17 protein-coding genes are annotated in these 15,846 nt (G+C 71.9%); 14 read left to right on the top strand and 3 right to left on the bottom strand.

The features are described 5' to 3' along the window. The first annotated feature begins 37 nt into the window (after window positions 1-37). From AB0D34_RS09235 to mug, 12 genes are all read left to right on the top strand, one after another. Window positions 38-943, top strand: coding sequence for an LLM class F420-dependent oxidoreductase (locus AB0D34_RS09235; RefSeq protein WP_362658831.1), 906 nt, complete (start codon window positions 38-40; stop codon window positions 941-943). 168 nt (window positions 944-1,111) lie between these two features. Further along, window positions 1,112-2,374 carry an aminotransferase class III-fold pyridoxal phosphate-dependent enzyme gene (locus tag AB0D34_RS09230; RefSeq protein WP_362658829.1) on the top strand — a complete coding sequence of 421 codons (1,263 nt, stop codon included), beginning with the start codon at window positions 1,112-1,114 and terminating at the stop codon, window positions 2,372-2,374. Then, window positions 2,367-3,371 carry a phosphotransferase gene (locus AB0D34_RS09225; RefSeq protein WP_362658826.1) on the top strand — a complete coding sequence of 335 codons (1,005 nt, stop codon included), beginning with the start codon at window positions 2,367-2,369 and terminating at the stop codon, window positions 3,369-3,371. Before AB0D34_RS09230 ends, AB0D34_RS09225 begins: the two co-directional genes overlap by 8 nt. Continuing rightward, a complete protein-coding gene (locus AB0D34_RS09220; RefSeq protein ID WP_362658823.1) occupies window positions 3,361-4,179 on the top strand; it encodes a GntR family transcriptional regulator in 819 nt (272 codons plus the stop codon). Before AB0D34_RS09225 ends, AB0D34_RS09220 begins: the two co-directional genes overlap by 11 nt. After that, window positions 4,176-4,973: an SDR family NAD(P)-dependent oxidoreductase gene (locus tag AB0D34_RS09215; protein ID WP_362658822.1), complete on the top strand. Its 798-nt coding sequence runs from the start codon at window positions 4,176-4,178 to the stop codon at window positions 4,971-4,973. The genes AB0D34_RS09220 and AB0D34_RS09215 overlap by 4 nt, the downstream gene beginning before the upstream one ends. Before the next feature lie 94 nt (window positions 4,974-5,067). Next, a complete protein-coding gene (locus tag AB0D34_RS09210; protein ID WP_362658819.1) occupies window positions 5,068-5,493 on the top strand; it encodes a GNAT family N-acetyltransferase in 426 nt (141 codons plus the stop codon). A 49-nt stretch (window positions 5,494-5,542) separates the two neighbouring features. Then, the gene (locus tag AB0D34_RS09205; RefSeq protein WP_362658816.1) at window positions 5,543-6,877 is read left to right on the top strand and encodes a hemolysin family protein; all 1,335 of its coding nucleotides are present in this window, start codon (window positions 5,543-5,545) and stop codon (window positions 6,875-6,877) included. Window positions 6,878-7,331: 454 nt separating this feature from the next. Continuing rightward, on the top strand, window positions 7,332-8,345 hold the full coding sequence (locus AB0D34_RS09200; RefSeq protein ID WP_362658813.1) for a hemolysin family protein: 1,014 nt from the start codon (window positions 7,332-7,334) through the stop codon (window positions 8,343-8,345). Between the two features lie 67 nt (window positions 8,346-8,412). Next, a complete protein-coding gene (locus AB0D34_RS09195; protein WP_362658810.1) occupies window positions 8,413-9,186 on the top strand; it encodes an SGNH/GDSL hydrolase family protein in 774 nt (257 codons plus the stop codon). Window positions 9,187-9,201: 15 nt separating this feature from the next. After that, window positions 9,202-9,543, top strand: a complete 342-nt coding sequence (locus AB0D34_RS09190; RefSeq protein WP_362659055.1) for a DUF4326 domain-containing protein — start codon at window positions 9,202-9,204, stop codon at window positions 9,541-9,543. Window positions 9,544-9,601: 58 nt separating this feature from the next. Continuing rightward, the gene (gene purB / locus AB0D34_RS09185; RefSeq protein WP_362658809.1) at window positions 9,602-11,044 is read left to right on the top strand and encodes an adenylosuccinate lyase; all 1,443 of its coding nucleotides are present in this window, start codon (window positions 9,602-9,604) and stop codon (window positions 11,042-11,044) included. Window positions 11,045-11,057: 13 nt separating this feature from the next. Further along, entirely contained in the window at window positions 11,058-11,606 is a 549-nt protein-coding gene (mug, locus tag AB0D34_RS09180) for a G/U mismatch-specific DNA glycosylase (RefSeq protein WP_362658806.1), read from the top strand. 3 nt (window positions 11,607-11,609) lie between these two features. On the opposite strand, the gene AB0D34_RS09175 is transcribed toward mug, so the two are convergent. Genes AB0D34_RS09175 through AB0D34_RS09165 form a run of 3 tightly spaced genes read right to left on the bottom strand, consistent with a single transcriptional unit; the run spans window position 11,610 to window position 13,786 of the window. After that, complete coding sequence (locus AB0D34_RS09175; protein WP_362658804.1) at window positions 11,610-12,056, bottom strand: hypothetical protein; 447 nt, start codon at window positions 12,054-12,056, stop codon at window positions 11,610-11,612. Window positions 12,057-12,114: 58 nt separating this feature from the next. Continuing rightward, window positions 12,115-12,864: an ABC transporter permease gene (locus AB0D34_RS09170; RefSeq protein WP_362658801.1), complete on the bottom strand. Its 750-nt coding sequence runs from the start codon at window positions 12,862-12,864 to the stop codon at window positions 12,115-12,117. A 1-nt stretch (window position 12,865) separates the two neighbouring features. Next, window positions 12,866-13,786, bottom strand: coding sequence for an ABC transporter ATP-binding protein (locus AB0D34_RS09165; RefSeq protein WP_362658799.1), 921 nt, complete (start codon window positions 13,784-13,786; stop codon window positions 12,866-12,868). Between the two features lie 108 nt (window positions 13,787-13,894). On the opposite strand from AB0D34_RS09165, the gene AB0D34_RS09160 reads away from it, so the two are divergent. Further along, the gene (locus AB0D34_RS09160) at window positions 13,895-15,064 is read left to right on the top strand and encodes a histidine kinase (RefSeq protein ID WP_362658796.1); all 1,170 of its coding nucleotides are present in this window, start codon (window positions 13,895-13,897) and stop codon (window positions 15,062-15,064) included. A gap of 14 nt (window positions 15,065-15,078) precedes the next feature. Further along, window positions 15,079-15,741, top strand: a complete 663-nt coding sequence (locus AB0D34_RS09155; protein ID WP_362658794.1) for a response regulator transcription factor — start codon at window positions 15,079-15,081, stop codon at window positions 15,739-15,741. Window positions 15,742-15,846 lie beyond the last annotated feature (105 nt).

Genomic DNA, 15,846 nt, shown 5'->3' with positions numbered 1-15,846 from the left:
GCAGACAACTCAAGTCGCTTACCGCTGAGGAGAGTTCATGCCCGGCCCCGTTCAGTCCCGCCCCTTCCGCTTCGCCGTCAACCTGACCGCCGCCGCCACCGACGAGGACTGGCGCACCAAGTGCCGGCAGGCCGAGGAACTCGGCTACGACGTGATCCTGGTCCCCGACCATCTCGGCAAGGTCGCGCCCTTCCCCGCACTGGTCGCGGCGGCGCAGGTCACCGAACGGCCGCGGCTCGGCACCTTCGTCCTCAACGCGGGCTTCTGGAACCCGACGCTGCTCGCCCGCGAGGTGGCCACCGTGGACGCCCTCACCGGCGGCCGTCTCGAACTCGGCCTGGGCACCGGCTATGTGCAGTCCGAGCACGACCAGGCAGGGCTGCCGTTCGGTGCGGCGGGTGAGCGGGTGGACCATCTCCAGCACACCGTCGAGGAGTTGGAGCGACTGCTGTCCTCGGCGGACCATGTGCCGCAGCCGGTCCAGCGGCCCCGGGTGCCGCTGCTGATCGGCGGCATCGGCAACCGCATGCTGAAGCTGTCCGCCGACCACGCCGACATCGCGGCCTTCACCGGGGCCACCCTGGTGCCGGGCAACACCACCGGCAAGCTGATCCCGACCACGGCCGAGCAACTCGACGAGCGCGTCGCGCGCTACCGGCGGCTCGCCGAGGGCCGCAAGGAGCCGGCCGAACTGAACCTGCTCATCCAGATGGTGGTCGTCACCGACGACCGCGAGGCCGTGGCCACGCCGTTCCTGCACCGGGTGCCCGACCTGACCCTCCAGCAGGCGCTCGACCTGCCCATCATGCTGATCGGCACGGTCGAGGAGATCGTCGCGCAGGTGCTTGCACAGCGCGAGCGGTACGGCTTCACGTATCTGACGGTGCTGGAGGCGTCCATGGAGGCGTTCGCGCCGGTGATGGAGGAGTTGCGCGGGCGGTGACGGTCAGGGCCCACCTGGCCGACCTGCCCACCGGACCACAACCGGACCTCAAGCGTTACGGATCCGAACCAACGACCACACGGGGACGCAAAACACCCGTCCGACGGTGGAGGCGTTCACGGAGTCGCCGGTGGGGATCTCCCGCCGGGACCGCGAGGAGGCCGGGCGTTGGGGATCGAGCAGTTGTCCATGTACGGGTACGCGTCGAAGGCGGAGGTCCTCGCGGACGCGCGGCGGTACTGGAACCCGGACAAGACGGAGTTCTGGCAGGCGGAGGGCGTTCCGCTGGTCGTCGGTGAGCGCAGCGGCTACCGGCTGACCGACGTCGACGGGCACGAGGTCATCGACGTGCACCTCAACGGCGGCACCTACAACCTGGGCCACCGCAATCCCGAGCTGGTCCGCACACTGACCGACGCGGTCCAGCAGGTGGACATCGGCAACCACCACTTCCCGACCCCGGGGCGCGCCGCGCTGGCCCGGCGGCTCGTCGAGGCGACCCCCGGTGCCGCCAAGGCCGTCTTCGGATCCAGCGGCGGCGAGGCGGTCGACGTGGCGCTGAAGAGCGCGCGGTACGCCACCGGCCGCCGCCGGATCGTGTCGGTGGTGAAGGCGTACCACGGACATACCGGGCTGGCCGTGGCCACGGGCGACACCCGGTTCTCGCAGCTGTTCCGGTCGGACAACCCGGCCGAGTTCACGCAGGTGCCGTTCAACGACCTGGACGCGATGACCACCGCGCTCGGCGGTGCGGACGTCGCCGCCGTGATCATGGAGACGGTCCCCGCGACCTACGGCTTCCCCACCCCCGAGCCCGGCTACCTCGAAGGCGTCAAGCGGGCCTGCGAGGACACCGGCACCCTCTACATCGCCGACGAGGTGCAGACCGGCCTCGGCCGGACCGGGGAGCTGTGGGGCGTGTACGCGGAAGGCGTCACCCCCGACATCCTGGTGACCGGCAAGGGGCTCGGCGGTGGCCTGTACCCGGTGAGCGCCGCCCTGCTGGGCCCGGCGGCGAGCGGATGGCTGGAGCGGGACGGCTTCGCCCACATGGCCACCTTCGGGGGCGCCGAACTCGGCTGTGCGGTCGCCGCCAAGGTCCTGGAGATCACCCAGCGGCCCGAGACCCGGGAGAACGTCCGCCGGCGCATCGCGCAGGTCACCGAGGGGCTCGCCGACCTGCGCGCCGAGCTTCCGCACACCCTGACCGGGATCCGGCAGAAGGGCCTGGTCATCGGGCTGGAGTTCGGCGCCACCGGCGCGAAGCCCGTCATGACCGAGCTCTACCGGCAGGGCGTCTGGGCGATCTTCTCCACCCTCGACCCGGCGGTCCTCCAGTTCAAGCCGGGCCTGCTGCTCACCGAGCCGGAGACCGCGGAGATCCTGGCCCGGCTGCGGACCGCCGTACGGAAGGTGGCCGCACATGGCTGACACCTGGGACCAGCAGGTCACCCCGGCGCTGCGGGCGTACGGCCTGGACACGGTTCTCACGGACGCCCGGCTGCTGAGCCTGTCCGAGAACGCGACCTATCTGTGCGCCTTCGCCGACTCCCCCGCTCCCCTGGTCCTGCGTCTGCACCGTCCCGGGTTCCGCACGCAGGCGCAGATCCGCAGCGAGCTGACGTGGATCGAGCGGCTGCGCGCCGACGGCGCGGTCGCCACGCCCGCCGTGCTGCCGACCCCGTCGGGTGAGCCGGTCGCGACCTTCCCGGGCGCGGACGGGACACCCCAGCACGCGGCGCTGTTCGAGTTCGCGCCCGGCGCCGAGCCGGACACCACCGACTTCGCGGAGGTGATGGAGGTCGTCGGCCGGGAGACCGCCGCCCTGCACGAGCACGCGCGCGGGTGGCGGCGGCCGGACACCTTCACCCGGCCGGACTGGGACCTCGACAACCTGATCGGCACGGCCTCGCTGTGGGGGCGGTGGCGGGACAACCCGGACGTGGAGCGCGCATCCGGCGGTGCCGCCGTCCTCGCCCGGGCGGAGGCCAAGCTGGCCCGCGAACTCGACGCGTACGGCAGGAGCGAGGCCGTCTTCGGGCTCATCCACGGCGATTTGAGGGCCGCCAACCTGCTGGTCGCGCCGGACGGGGTGCGGCTGATCGACTTCGACGACTGCGGCACCGGCTGGTTCCTCTACGACCTGGCGTGCTCCCTGTCCTTCGTCGAGCACGACCCGCGCGTCGACGACTGGGTCGCCGCCTGGCTGCGCGGCTACAAGACGCGGCGCCCGCTGCGGGACGAGGACCTGCGGGCCCTCCCCGCCCTGGTGATGCTGCGCCGGCTGATGCTCGTCGCCTGGGTCCACAAGCGGGGCGACACGCCCTTCGCCGCCTCGCTGCGGCCGGAGTTCGCGGTCCGGTCGGTGGAACTCGCGGGCCGCTACCTGGCCGACGGCTACCTCACCGCCGTACGCCATGAGCACTGAGCCGGTGCGTGCCCCGCTCGGCCCGGCCGCCACCCGGGTCGCGGAGGGTGTGCTGGCGATGATCGGGCGCGGGGAGGTCAGCATGGGCGGCCGGCTGCCCCCGGAGCGGCGGCTGGCGATGGTCTTCGGCGCGAGCCGGGAGGCCGTGCGCAGCGCCCTGGCGCGGCTCGAAGCGGACGGCGAGGTGCGCCGGCTCCGGGGCAAGGCGGGCGGCACCTTCGCCCTGCACCCCAACCCCAACTGGCCCGTCTACAGCTGGAGTCGTCTCGCACACGGGCACGACCGGGTGGTGGCCCGGCAGCCGGGCGTCGACGTGAACGTCCCCGCCCTTCTGCAGCACCAGCGTTTCGAGGTCGCCACCCGGGTCGTGTCCACGGGGATCGGGTGTGGCGACCCCGAGGTCTGTGCCGCGCTCGGCCTGCCGGACGGCTCCGCGACGGTGGCGATCGAGCGGGTGCGGCTCGCGGACGGGGTGCCGCTCTCGTGGGAACGGCTGTTCGTGTCGGCGCGGCGCTTCCCCGGGATCCTGGACCATGACCTCACCGGCTCCCTGTCCCAGTTGTTCCACCACGTCTACGGCGTCACGGCCGCCACGGTCTCGGAGCGCATCCGCGTCCGCCTCGCCGAGCGCCACCACGCGGACCACCTCGACGTGTCGGTCGGCCAGCCGCTGCTGGCGATCACCCGGACGTCGTACGACCAGCACAAGGCGCCCATGGAGTTCTCCCGCGACCTCTTCCGGGCCGACCGCACCGAGCTCCACGTCACTTCGCCGAGCAGACATCCCAGAGAACGAGGAACACCATGAGTCACCGGACCAGGAAAGTCGCCGTCGTCGGCGGTACGCGCGGTATCGGCGCCGCCATCACCTCGACCTTCGTACGCGGCGGACACGACGTGGTGCTGACCGGGCGGGCCGTCCCGGACGCCACCGTGGAGAAGTTCCGCGCCGAGAGCACGCGGACTGGGCAGACCGTCGAGGCGGTCTCCCTCGACTCCGCCGCGCCGGACTCGGCACAGCGGCTGGCCGGCGCGGTGTCGTCGCTGCTCGGCGGCCTGGACGTGCTGTGCCTGAACGCGGGCGTCTTCCCGAACAAACCGCTCGCGGAGCTGACGTACACCGACATCCGTGAGGTCTTCGCGGTGAACGTGGAGAGCCAGATGCTCGCCGTCGCGGCCTGCCTTCCCCTGCTGCGGGAGTCGGCAGCCGGGCGGGTGGTGCTCACCTCGTCGATCACCGGCCCGGTCACCGGGTTCCCCGGCTGGAGTCACTACGCGGCGAGCAAGGCCGCCCAGCTCGGGTTCATGCGCACGGCGGCGCTCGAACTCGCCCCCTACGGGATCACCGTGAACGCGGTGGCCCCCGGGAACGTCGCGACCGAGGGCCTCGACGGCATGGGCGACGCCTACCTCGCGCAGATGACGGCGACGATCCCGCTCGGCCGCCTCGCCCGGCCCCAGGAGATCGCCGACGCGGTCGAGTTCCTGGCGAGCGAGCGGGCATCGTTCGTCACGGGCCAGGTGATCACGGTCGACGGCGGCCAGACCCTGCCGGAGTCGCCGGAGGCGGTGTTGCCGACGGGGGCGGCCGCGCCGAGCTGATGCGGGTGTCCAGACGTCGGCCGGGACGCGCCTCGTACGGCCGACGCCGAGAAACGGCTCGCCAGACGATCCGGCGCTCTGCTTGGCTCACCCCATGAGCGATCTCCACATCCGCCACGCCACCCTCGCGGACATCGACACCGTGCTGGGGTTCTGGCGCGACGCCGCCGAAGGAACCAGCATCAGCGACGACCAGGACGGCATGAACCGGCTCCTCACCCGCGACCCCGAAGCGCTGATCCTCGCCGAGCTGGACGGCGAACTGGTCGGCACGGTGATCGCGGGCTTCGACGGCTGGCGGTGTCATCTGTACCGGCTCGCGGTGCACCCGGAGCGCCGGCGGCGGGGCATCGGCTCGGCGCTGCTCACGGCCGCCGAGGAGCGCTTCGTACAGCTCGGCGGGCGGCGCGGGGACGCGATGGTGCTGGTGCGCAACGAGACCGCGCAGCACGCGTGGCGCGCGGCGGGGTATGCGCCCGAGGAAAAGTGGCGGCGCTGGGTGAAGCCCTTCGCCGGGTAGGACGGGCGATCCTGGGGACCCTGTCCGATCATGGGACGGAGGTGACCCGATGACCGAAGTGCTCCTCCTGCTGGTCGCGATCCTGCTCTCGCTGGCCTGCGGTGCCTTCGTGGCCGCGGAGTTCTCGCTGACCACGGTCGAGCGCGGGCAGCTGGAACGCGCGGTGGAGCGCGGCGAACGGGGTGCTTCCGGCGCCCTGAAGGCCGTACGGAATCTGACGTTCCAGCTGTCGGGCGCGCAGCTCGGGATCACCGTCACCAACCTGGTCGTCGGCATGCTCGCCGAACCGTCGATCGCGGCGCTGATCGCGGGACCCCTGGAGTCGCTGGGCGTCTCGCGGTCCACGTCCCGGTCGCTGGCGCTGGTGATCGGCACCGGGTTGTCGACGGTGTTCCTGATGGTGGTCGGCGAGCTGGTGCCCAAGAACTGGGCGATCTCCTCACCGCTGGCGGTGGCCAAGCGGGTGGGCACCGCGCAGAGCTGGTTCAGCGCGGCCTTCCGCCCCTTCATCACGCATCTCAACAACACCGCCAACCGGGTCGTACGACGGTTCGGCCTGGAGCCCGCCGAGGAGCTGGCCTCCGCGCGCGGGCCGCAGGAACTGGCCGCGCTGGCCCGGCACTCCGCGCGCGCGGGTGCCCTGGAGGCGGACACCGCCGAGCTGTTCGTACGGACGCTCAACCTCGCCGACCTGACCGCGGAGAACGTGATGACCCCGCGGGTCCAGGTGATCGCCCTGGACGTCCAGGCGACCTGCGAGGACGTGGCGAACGTCACGCGCGCGACCGGGCTGTCCCGGTTCCCGGTCTACCGCGGCGGCCTCGACTCGGTCGTGGGCATCGCACACATCAAGGACGTCCTCGCGGTGCCGGCCGAGCGACGCCCCCGGGCCTCGGTCGCCGAGCTGCTGCGCGAGCCGCTGCTGGTGCCCGAGTCGCTGACCGTGGACCGGCTCCTGGACCGGCTGTCCGGCAGGCGCACGATGGCGGTCGTCATCGACGAGTACGGCGGTACGGCGGGCGTGGCGACCCTGGAGGACATCGTCGAGGAGGTCGTCGGCGAGGTCCGGGACGAGCACGACCCGCACGAGACACCCGATCTGGCCCCCGCGGGCACCGACGACGAGGGCAGGGAGCTGTTCCGGGCCGACGGTTCGGCACGGACGGACCAGCTCGAGCGCGTGGGGCTGCGGGCGCCCGAGGGCCCGTACGAGACGCTGGCCGGTCTGATAGCGACGGAGCTCGGCCGGATTCCGGCCGCCGGCGACTCGGTGGACGTCGCCGGCTGGCGGCTCGACGTGGTGGACGCGCAGGGGCGCCGGGCGGCGCAGGTGCTGCTGCACGCGCCCCTGGAGGACGGTTCGGCGCGGGAGGTCGAGTCATGAGCGCGGTCCAGGCGCTGGAGGAGCGGGCCGGGTTCCCGGGGGACGGCACCGCGTTCCGGGAGGAGGGGACGAGGTCTCCGGGCGAGGGGTCCAGGTCTTGGGGCGAGGGGGCCCGGGCTCCGGGCGAGGGGGCCCGGGCTCCGGGCGAGGGGACCAGGTCTCCGGGCGAGGGGACCAGGTCTCCGGACGACGGCACCAGGTCTCCGGACAACGGGACCCAGGCTCCGGACGACAGCACCAGGTCTCCGGGCGAGGGGTCCAGATCTTGGGGCGAGGGGGCCCGGGCTCCGGGCGAGGGGACCAGGTCTCCGGACGACGGCACCAGGTCTCCGGACAACGGGACCCAGGCTCCGGACGACAGCACCAGGTCTCCGGACAACGGGACCCAGGCTCCGGACAACGGGACCCAGGCTCCGGACGACGGGACCCGGGCTCCAAGGGAAGGGGCCCGGTCATGACCGTCGTCCAGTTGCTGATCGGTCTCGCGACCCTCGTCGTCAACGCCTTCTTCGTGGGCGCCGAGTTCGCGCTGATCTCCGTGCGCCGCAGCCAGATCGAGCCGTACGCCGAGCAGGGCGACCGGCGTGGGAAGAGCGTGCTGTGGGGCCTTGAGCACGTCTCCGCGCTGATGGCGGCCGCGCAGCTCGGGATCACCCTGTGCACGCTGGTCCTGGGTGTGGTCGCGGAACCGGCCATCGCGCATCTGCTGGAGCCGGTGTTCCACGCGGTGGGCGTGCCGAAGGGCGCGGGGCACGTGGTGTCCTTCGTGATCGCGCTGACCCTGGCGACCTATCTGCACATGCTGCTCGGCGAGATGGTCCCGAAGAACATCGCGCTCGCGGAGCCGGTGCGCACCGCGCTGCTCCTGGGGCCGCCGCTGGTGACCCTGGCCCGTGGACTGCGCCCGGTGATCTTCGCGATCAACGCCTTCGCGAACGCCCTGCTGAAGCTGCTGCGCGTGGAGACGAAGAACGAGGTCACGGCCACCTTCTCGGACGCCGAGCTGGCCCGGATCGTACGGGACTCCGGCGAGGCGGGCCTGATCGACGAGCGGGCGAGGGAGCGTCTGCACGACGCGCTGGAGCTGGGGCGGCGGCCCGTGCGGGACGTGGTGCTGCCGCTCGAACGGGTCGTCTACGCGCGCGTGGGCGTCACACCGGAGCGGCTGGAGGCGCTGTCGAACGAGTCCGGGTTCTCGCGCTTCCCGGTGGTGGACGAGGGACGCAGGATCGTCGGCTATCTGCACGTCAAGGACGCGTTGGACGCCTCCCCGCGGGACCTGGCCTTCCCGGTGCGGGACATGCGGCCGATCGCCACGATCCGGGAGACCACACCCCTGGACGACGTGCTCACGGCGATGCGGCGCAGCCGGACGCATCTGGCCGCGGTACTGGGCGCGGACGGGCGGCTGGCCGGACTGGTGACGATGGAGGACGTGCTCAGGGAGCTGTTCGGGAGGCAGGTGTGAGGGGCGGCCGAGGCGGTCGAGGCCGACCGACCGACGGGTATGTGCACCGGTTACCATTTCTTCCGTCATGCAGACGAATCCCACACACACCAGCCTGGTCGCGGTCGGCGACTCCTTCACCGAGGGCATGTCGGACCTGTTGCCGGACGGCTCCTACCGCGGCTGGGCCGACCTCCTGGCCGGCCGGATGGCCGCCGTCACGCCCGGTTTCCGGTACGCCAACCTCGCGGTGCGCGGCAAACTGATCAAGCAGATCGTCGACGAGCAGGTCGACGTGGCGGCGGCGATGCAACCCGACGTGATCACGCTGGTGGGCGGGCTGAACGACACCCTGCGACCCAAGTGCGACATGGGACAGGTCCGCGCCCTGCTCACGGAGGCCGTGGAGCGGCTCGCCCCGTCCTGCAAGCAACTCGTGCTGATGCGCAGCCCCGGCCGCCAGGGTCCCGTCCTGGAGCGCTTCCGGCCCCGCATGGAGGAGCTGTTCGAGGTCGTCGACGAGCTGGCGTCCCGGCACGGCGCCGTGGTCGTCGACCTGTACGGCGCGGCGTCGCTGTCCGACCCGCGGATGTGGGACGTGGACCGGCTGCATCTGACGTCCGAGGGCCATCTCCGGGTCGCCGAGGCCGTGTGGCAGACCCTCGGCTACGACCCCGAGGACACCGAGTGGCGCACGCCGCTGCCCGCCACCGTGCCGCCGAAGTGGCTGGCCCGCCGGATAGCGGACGTCCGGTTCACCCGCCAGTACCTGCTGCCGTGGATCGGCCGACGCCTCACGGGCCGCTCCTCCGGCGACGGCCTCCCGCCGAAGCGCCCCGACCTCCTGCCGTACGAGCGGTAGGACGGCGTGGACGTCGTGCACACGCGCGTGGTCAACGTCAGGGGCCGGCTCCACGAATACGGCCCCCGGCTGGAACACGCGCCCGCGGACCTGGTCTACGTCGGCCGCCGCTGGACGATGGGCGGCTGGGACCTGCCGAAACACCCCCTGTACAACCCCTTCGCCTACGACACCGCCACGCGCCGTCGGGACGGCACGCGGGCCGAGGTGATGGCGAGGTACCGGGCGTATCTCCTTGAGCGGCCGGATCTGCTCGCTCTGGTGCCCGAACTGCGGGGCAGGGCGCTGGCCTGCTGGTGCGCGCCCGAACTCTGCCACGCCGGTGTCCTGGCGGAGCTCGCGGACACGCTCTCGTAGGTTCCGACGAAGGGGCCCTGGCACTGGCCTGCACGAATCGCCAGTAGAATCCGTACACGTGACTTCCGCTCCCGCCAAGCCCCGCATCCCGAACGTCCTCGCCGGACGCTACGCCTCCGCCGAGCTCGCCACGCTCTGGTCGCCCGAGCAGAAGGTGAAGCTGGAGCGCCAGCTCTGGCTCGCCGTGCTGCGGGCCCAGAAGGACCTCGGGATCGAGGTGCCGGAGCAGGCGCTCGCCGACTACGAGCGGGTCCTGGACACCGTCGACCTGGCCTCCATCGCCGAGCGCGAGAAGGTCACGCGGCACGATGTGAAGGCGCGGATCGAGGAGTTCAACGACCTCGCCGGCCACGAGCAGGTCCACAAGGGCATGACGTCCCGGGACCTCACGGAGAACGTCGAGCAGCTGCAGATCCGGCTCTCCCTGGAGCTGATGCGCGACCGCACGGTGGCGGTGCTGGCGCGACTGGGCAAGCTCGCGGGCGAGTACGGCGAGCTCGTCATGGCCGGCCGCTCGCACAACGTGGCCGCGCAGGCCACCACCTTCGGCAAGCGCTTCGCGACCGCGGCGGACGAGCTGCTCGTCGCGTACGGCCGGGTGGAGGAGCTCCTCGGCCGCTACCCGCTGCGTGGCATCAAGGGCCCGGTGGGTACGGCTCAGGACATGCTGGACCTCCTGGGCGGGGACGCGTCGAAGCTGGCCGAGCTGGAGCAGCGGATCGCCGGGCACCTGGGCTTCTCGCAGGCGTTCACCTCGGTCGGCCAGGTCTACCCGCGCTCCCTGGACTACGAGGTCGTCACCTCGCTGGTGCAGCTGGCGGCGGCCCCCTCCTCGCTGGCGAAGACGATCCGGCTGATGGCCGGGCACGAGCTGGTGACCGAGGGCTTCAAGCCGGGCCAGGTCGGCTCCTCCGCGATGCCGCACAAGATGAACACGCGATCCTGCGAGCGCGTCAACGGCCTGATGGTCATCCTGCGCGGCTACGCCTCGATGACCGGCGAGCTGGCGGGCGACCAGTGGAACGAGGGCGACGTGTCCTGCTCGGTGGTGCGCCGGGTCGCGCTGCCGGACGCGTTCTTCGCGCTCGACGGTCTCCTGGAGACCTTCCTGACCGTGCTCGACGAGTTCGGCGCCTTCCCCGCCGTCGTCGCCCGCGAGCTGGACCGCTACCTGCCCTTCCTCGCCACCACCAAGGTACTGATGGGCGCCGTGCGTGCGGGTGTCGGCCGTGAGGTGGCGCACGAGGCGATCAAGGAGAACGCCGTGGCCTCCGCGCTCGCGATGCGTGAGCAGGGTGCCGAGCGCAACGAGCTCCTCGACAAGCTGGCCGCGGACGAGCGCATTCCGCTCGACCGGGCCGGACTGGACGCGCTGATGGCCGACAAGCTGTCCTTCACGGGGGCCGCGGCCGACCAGGTCGCCCTCGTGGTCGGCCGGATCGAGGAGATCGTCAAGCAGCACCCGGCGGCCGCGGGCTACGCGCCCGGCGCGATCCTCTGACACTCCTCACGCGATGGCCCGCTTCACCCCGGAGGAGCTGGAGGCCGCCCGCGACCGTCTCGTACCGGACGTCGTCGGGGACGGTCTCCATGTGCTGTTCTGCGGCATCAACCCCGGTCTGATGACGGCCGCGACGGGTCATCACTTCGCCCGGCCGGGCAACCGGTTCTGGCCGGTGCTGCACCTGTCCGGCTTCACGCCGAGGCTCCTGAAGCCGTCCGAGCAGCAGGAGTTGCTGTCGTACGGGCTCGGGATCACCAATGTCGTGGCCCGGGCGTCCGCGCGGGCCGACGAGCTGAGCGCGGCGGAGTACCGCGAGGGCGGGCGGCTGCTGGCGGAGAAGGTGGCACGGCTCAGGCCGCGGTGGCTGGCCGTGGTCGGGGTGACCGCCTACCGGGCGGCCTTCGACGACCGCAAGGCGCAAGTGGGACCGCAGGAGCGGACGATCGGGGACACGCGCGTGTGGGTGCTGCCCAATCCGAGCGGCCTCAACGCGCACTGGACGGCGGCGACGATGGCGGAGGAGTTCGCCCGGCTGCGGGTGGCGGCGGAGAGCGTTTAGCGGTCACACCGGGTCGATGTCGGAGGCCACCGCGAGCACATGGACCTCGTCGGACTCGTCCTTGTAGGCCACCCCGAGGGCGATCCAGCGGTCGGATCCCGGGGGCTGCCACAGGTTCAGATCGTCCGTCAGGATGCTCGTCATGTTCCACGGGTCGGGTATCTGCTCGCCGCGTTCAAGGCGCACCGTGAGTGTGCCCATCCCCCAGGGCTGGTGCTGCCTGCCCCAGCGGTCATCCAGTTCCTGCGCTATGCGGCTCCTGAGGGCGTAGAAGTCCTGCACGGCCGCCATCCGCCGCGACGCGTCACCGGCTCGCGTCCCGTGGCTCGCCTCCAACGACTCGATGCGGTATCCGGGGCCCGACCGGTAGGCGCCCGACCCGCCGTCCGCGGCGGCCAGGTCGCGGACGCACAGCGAGTCGATCGCGGCGAGGTACTTCGCGCTGTCCATGTGATCCAGTAAAGCGGTCGGCACTGACATTTGGCGGGGCGTCAGGCGACTTGTGCTGTCAGGCGTCCCTCCGGCGTACGCTCCACGCCCCCGCGGCGAGTGCCAGTGCGGTCCACAGCGCGGTGACTCCGAGTCCGGCCCACGGGCCAAGGGTTCGGTCGGAGGTCTCGTACAGGACGGCCTGCCCCGCCCTGTCGGGCAGGAAGTCGGCGATGCCCGCCCCCGCCGCGTCGCCGATCACGAACGAGACGACCAGGATGAACGGGATGATGAGCGAGAGCGCGCCCACACCACTGCGCAACAGGGCCGTGACACCCGCCGCGAACAGCGCCATCAGCGTCAGGTAGATCCCGCAGCCCACGACACCGCGTGCCTGTTCGCCCGTGGTGAGGCCGCTCGCCGCGTCCCCGAGCCCGGCCCGGGCCACGAGGAGGGCGGCGAAGGCGGTGACCAGCCCCACCACCAGCGTCGGTACGGCGATCGAGACCAGCTTCGCCGCGAACCACCGCCCGCGCCGCGGCACCGCGGCCAGTGTCAGCCGGAGCCCACCCCCGTGGAACTCCGAGGACACCGCCATGGCACCGAAGGAGACGGCCGCGATCTGGCCCGGCGCGACCCCGGACAACGCCATGAACAGCGGGTCGAACTCGGGGTCGGAGGTCTCGGAGACTCCCGCGATCGCCGAGAACGCGGTGGTCGCGGCGAACAGCGCGAGCAGTGCGCCGAGGAGCGAGCGCAGCGTACGGATCTTCAGCCACTCGGAGTGGAGGACGGGTGCGAAGGAACGGGCGGCGGGCGCGGATGACATGTCAGGCCTCCTGTGGCTGTGCGGTGAACTCGGTCTCGGCGGCCGTCAGATCGAGGTAGGCCTGCTCCAAGGTGCCTTCCTCGGCGGCCAGTTCGAGGATCGGTACACCCGCGGCGGAGGCGAGGCGGCCGACGTCCTCCACGCGCGCGTGGTGCACCGTCCAGTGCCCGTCCTCGTGTTCCTCGGCTTCGTGACCGTGGTGGGCGAGGGCGCTCTTGAGGGCGGCGGGGTCCGTCGTACGGATGCGGACGCTGGGCTGCACGCGTGCGTGGATGAACTCCCGCATCGGGGTGTCGGCGAGGAGACGGCCCCTGCCCAGGACGACGAGGTGGTCGGCGAAGGAGGCGGTCTCGTTCATGAGATGGCTGGAGACCAGGACCGTACGGCCCTGCGCGGCCAGTCGGCGCAGCAACTCGCGGATCCAGATGATGCCTTCGGGGTCGAGGCCGTTCGAGGGCTCGTCCAGCATGATCACCCGTGGGTCGCCGAGCAGGGCGCCCGCGATACCGAGCCGCTGCCGCATGCCCAGGGAGTACGTCCTGACCCGGCGCCGGGCGACCGAGGCCACCCCCGTCTCCTCCAGCACCTCGTCGACCCGGCGGTCGGGGATGCGGTTGCTCGCCGCCAGCGTGCGCAGGTGGTCGCGGCCGGTACGGGAGCCGTGCGCGGCCTGGGCGTCGAGCAGGGCGCCGACCTGGCGCAGGGGTTCGTCGAGCGTGGCGTAGGGACGGCCGGCGATCGTGGCTGTCCCGGAGGTCGGCCGGTCGAGGCCGAGGACGAGCCGCATGGTCGTGGACTTTCCGGCGCCGTTGGGGCCGAGGAAGCCGGTGACGCGGCCGGGCAGGACACGGAAGGTGACGTCGTCCACGGCGCGTCGGGTGCCGAACTCCTTGGTGAGGGCTTGGACTTCGATGCTGGTCATGGCAGCAGCCTGGCCGTTGGTGCGGTGACGGGACCTCCCCCGCGCGTGGAGATCGTCTCCCCCGTCCGGGGGAGGCTCGTTGTCGGTGGCGGCTGGCACGATGGCCAAATGGTCCGCTTGCTAAGCCCGTTCGTCCGGGCGGTGACGTACACACGATGGCTGCATCTCTTCATCGCCGTCGTGTGGCCGGCCATGTGGATGTTCGTCGAGGAAGCGTGGTGGATCTGGCTGGCGGCGGCCGTGACGCTCGCGCCCGCCGGGCTGGTGCCCGCGATGCGCACCGTGGAGGGGCTGCAGGCGAGGCTGCTGCTGACCGGGCACCGGCACAACAGCCAGACCATGGACATCGTGGTCACGCCGTCGGCGTCCTGGAGCGACCGGGGGCGGCTGGTCGTGTGGCTGGAGACGCGGCTGCTGCTCGGCAATGTGACGGCGATGCTCTCCATGCAACTGCTCATCAGCACGGTGGACCTGGTGATGTCGGCGTTCGGCCGGGCCGTCGACGAAGGCGTGCTGATCCTCCTCGACGGCCACCAGTGGTGGCACATCCTGCTCGCGCCCCTCACGCTGGCCGCGCTGGCGGTCACCGTGGTCGTCTCCGGACGGATCGTCACCGCGCTCGCCCTCCGCCTCCTCGGCCCCTCCCCCGCCGAGCGCCTTGCCGCCATGGAGGAACGCACCGAGCAACTCCTCGAACGCACCCGCATCGCGCGTGAGCTGCACGACTCCATCGGGCACGCCCTGACCGTCGCCGTCGTCCAGGCGGGCGCCGCCCGCGCGGCCGGCGACCCCGCCTTCACCGACCGCGCCCTGGACGCCATCGAGGAGACCGGCCGGGCCGCCCTTGAGGACCTGGAGCGCGTCCTCGGCGTGCTGCGCGAGTCCGAGCGACCGGTGAGCAGCCGTCCGACGCTCACGGACGCGGACCGGCTACTGGAGTCCGCCCGCGCGTCCGGCGCGAAGGTGGACGCCGACTTCACCGGTCCGGTGGACACCGTGCCGGGCCCGGTTTCCCGCGAGGGCTACCGGATCCTCCAGGAGTCGCTGACCAACGTGTTGCGGCACGCGGGAGCCGTCCCGGTCCGGGTCAGTATCGAGGTCGCGGGCGAAAGTCTCGCCCTGGAGGTCCGCAATCCGCTGACGGCCGACATACCCGGCCCCGGGCGGGGCAGCGGGCTGCGCGGCATACGCGAGCGCGCGGCCCTGCTCGGGGGCCACGCGCACACCGGGCCGGACCGGGGTGACTGGCAGGTGCATGTCCAGTTGCCGTTGCGCTGATCTAGGCTGACCGGATGCCGGTCACCGTTCTCCTCGTCGACGACGAACCCCTCGTACGCGCCGGTCTGCGGGCGGTGCTGGAGGCGCAGCCCGACATCGAGGTGGTCGGTGAGGCGGCAGACGGGGCGGCGGTGATCCCGCTCGTACGGCAGCTGCGGCCCGACGTGGTCGCCATGGACGTACGGATGCCTCTGCTGGACGGCATCGAGGCCACGCGCGCGGTGCTGCGGACGGTCGAGGAGCCCCCGAAGATCCTCGTCGTGACGACGTTCGAGAACGACGAGTACGTCTACGAAGCCCTGCGGGCCGGTGCTGACGGGTTTCTGCTGAAGCGGGCCCGGCCGGCCGAGATCGTGCACGCGGTGCGGCTGGTCGCCGAGGGCGAGTCGCTGCTGTTTCCCGCCTCGGTACGGCAGCTCGCCGCCCAGTACGGCGACGAGGGCGGCAACCGGGCGGCCCGCGCTGCGATGGAGCGGGCTCAGCTGACCGAGCGGGAGGCCGAGGTGCTGCGGCTGATGGCCCGCGGGATGTCGAACGCGGAGATCGCCGGGCGGCTGGTCGTCGGCACGGAGACCGTCAAGTCGCATGTCAGCGGGGTGCTGGCGAAGCTGGGGGCGCGCGATCGCACCCAGGCGGTGATCGCGGCGTACGAGTCGGGGTTCGTGGCGCCCGGGTGACCGGATCTGATCGGTGAGGGGTGTGGACGATCTCGCGGCTCCAGGCACTCGCCGGGGCCCGGATCGCCGAGTACGATCCGCCCAACACGCGCACTAGCTGGGAGG

It is taken from the genome of Streptomyces sp. NPDC048420 (genome assembly GCF_040651535.1).
Taxonomy (GTDB): domain Bacteria; phylum Actinomycetota; class Actinomycetes; order Streptomycetales; family Streptomycetaceae; genus Streptomyces.
Note: the sequence above shows the minus strand (reverse complement) of the source record. Positions and strands in the feature narration are given on the sequence as shown.

Coding starts and splice junctions, on each gene's coding strand:
- AB0D34_RS09205 (WP_362658816.1), top strand. CDS start 5,543: ATGACCGAAGTGCTCCTCCTGCTGGTCGCGATCCTGCTCTCGCTGGCC.
- AB0D34_RS09170 (WP_362658801.1), bottom strand. CDS start 12,864: ATGTCATCCGCGCCCGCCGCCCGTTCCTTCGCACCCGTCCTCCACTCC.
- AB0D34_RS09175 (WP_362658804.1), bottom strand. CDS start 12,056: ATGGACAGCGCGAAGTACCTCGCCGCGATCGACTCGCTGTGCGTCCGC.
- AB0D34_RS09210 (WP_362658819.1), top strand. CDS start 5,068: ATGAGCGATCTCCACATCCGCCACGCCACCCTCGCGGACATCGACACC.
- AB0D34_RS09195 (WP_362658810.1), top strand. CDS start 8,413: ATGCAGACGAATCCCACACACACCAGCCTGGTCGCGGTCGGCGACTCC.
- AB0D34_RS09155 (WP_362658794.1), top strand. CDS start 15,079: ATGCCGGTCACCGTTCTCCTCGTCGACGACGAACCCCTCGTACGCGCC.
- AB0D34_RS09215 (WP_362658822.1), top strand. CDS start 4,176: ATGAGTCACCGGACCAGGAAAGTCGCCGTCGTCGGCGGTACGCGCGGT.
- AB0D34_RS09220 (WP_362658823.1), top strand. CDS start 3,361: ATGAGCACTGAGCCGGTGCGTGCCCCGCTCGGCCCGGCCGCCACCCGG.
- mug (WP_362658806.1), top strand. CDS start 11,058: ATGGCCCGCTTCACCCCGGAGGAGCTGGAGGCCGCCCGCGACCGTCTC.
- AB0D34_RS09200 (WP_362658813.1), top strand. CDS start 7,332: ATGACCGTCGTCCAGTTGCTGATCGGTCTCGCGACCCTCGTCGTCAAC.
- AB0D34_RS09165 (WP_362658799.1), bottom strand. CDS start 13,786: ATGACCAGCATCGAAGTCCAAGCCCTCACCAAGGAGTTCGGCACCCGA.
- AB0D34_RS09235 (WP_362658831.1), top strand. CDS start 38: ATGCCCGGCCCCGTTCAGTCCCGCCCCTTCCGCTTCGCCGTCAACCTG.
- AB0D34_RS09225 (WP_362658826.1), top strand. CDS start 2,367: ATGGCTGACACCTGGGACCAGCAGGTCACCCCGGCGCTGCGGGCGTAC.
- AB0D34_RS09160 (WP_362658796.1), top strand. CDS start 13,895: ATGGTCCGCTTGCTAAGCCCGTTCGTCCGGGCGGTGACGTACACACGA.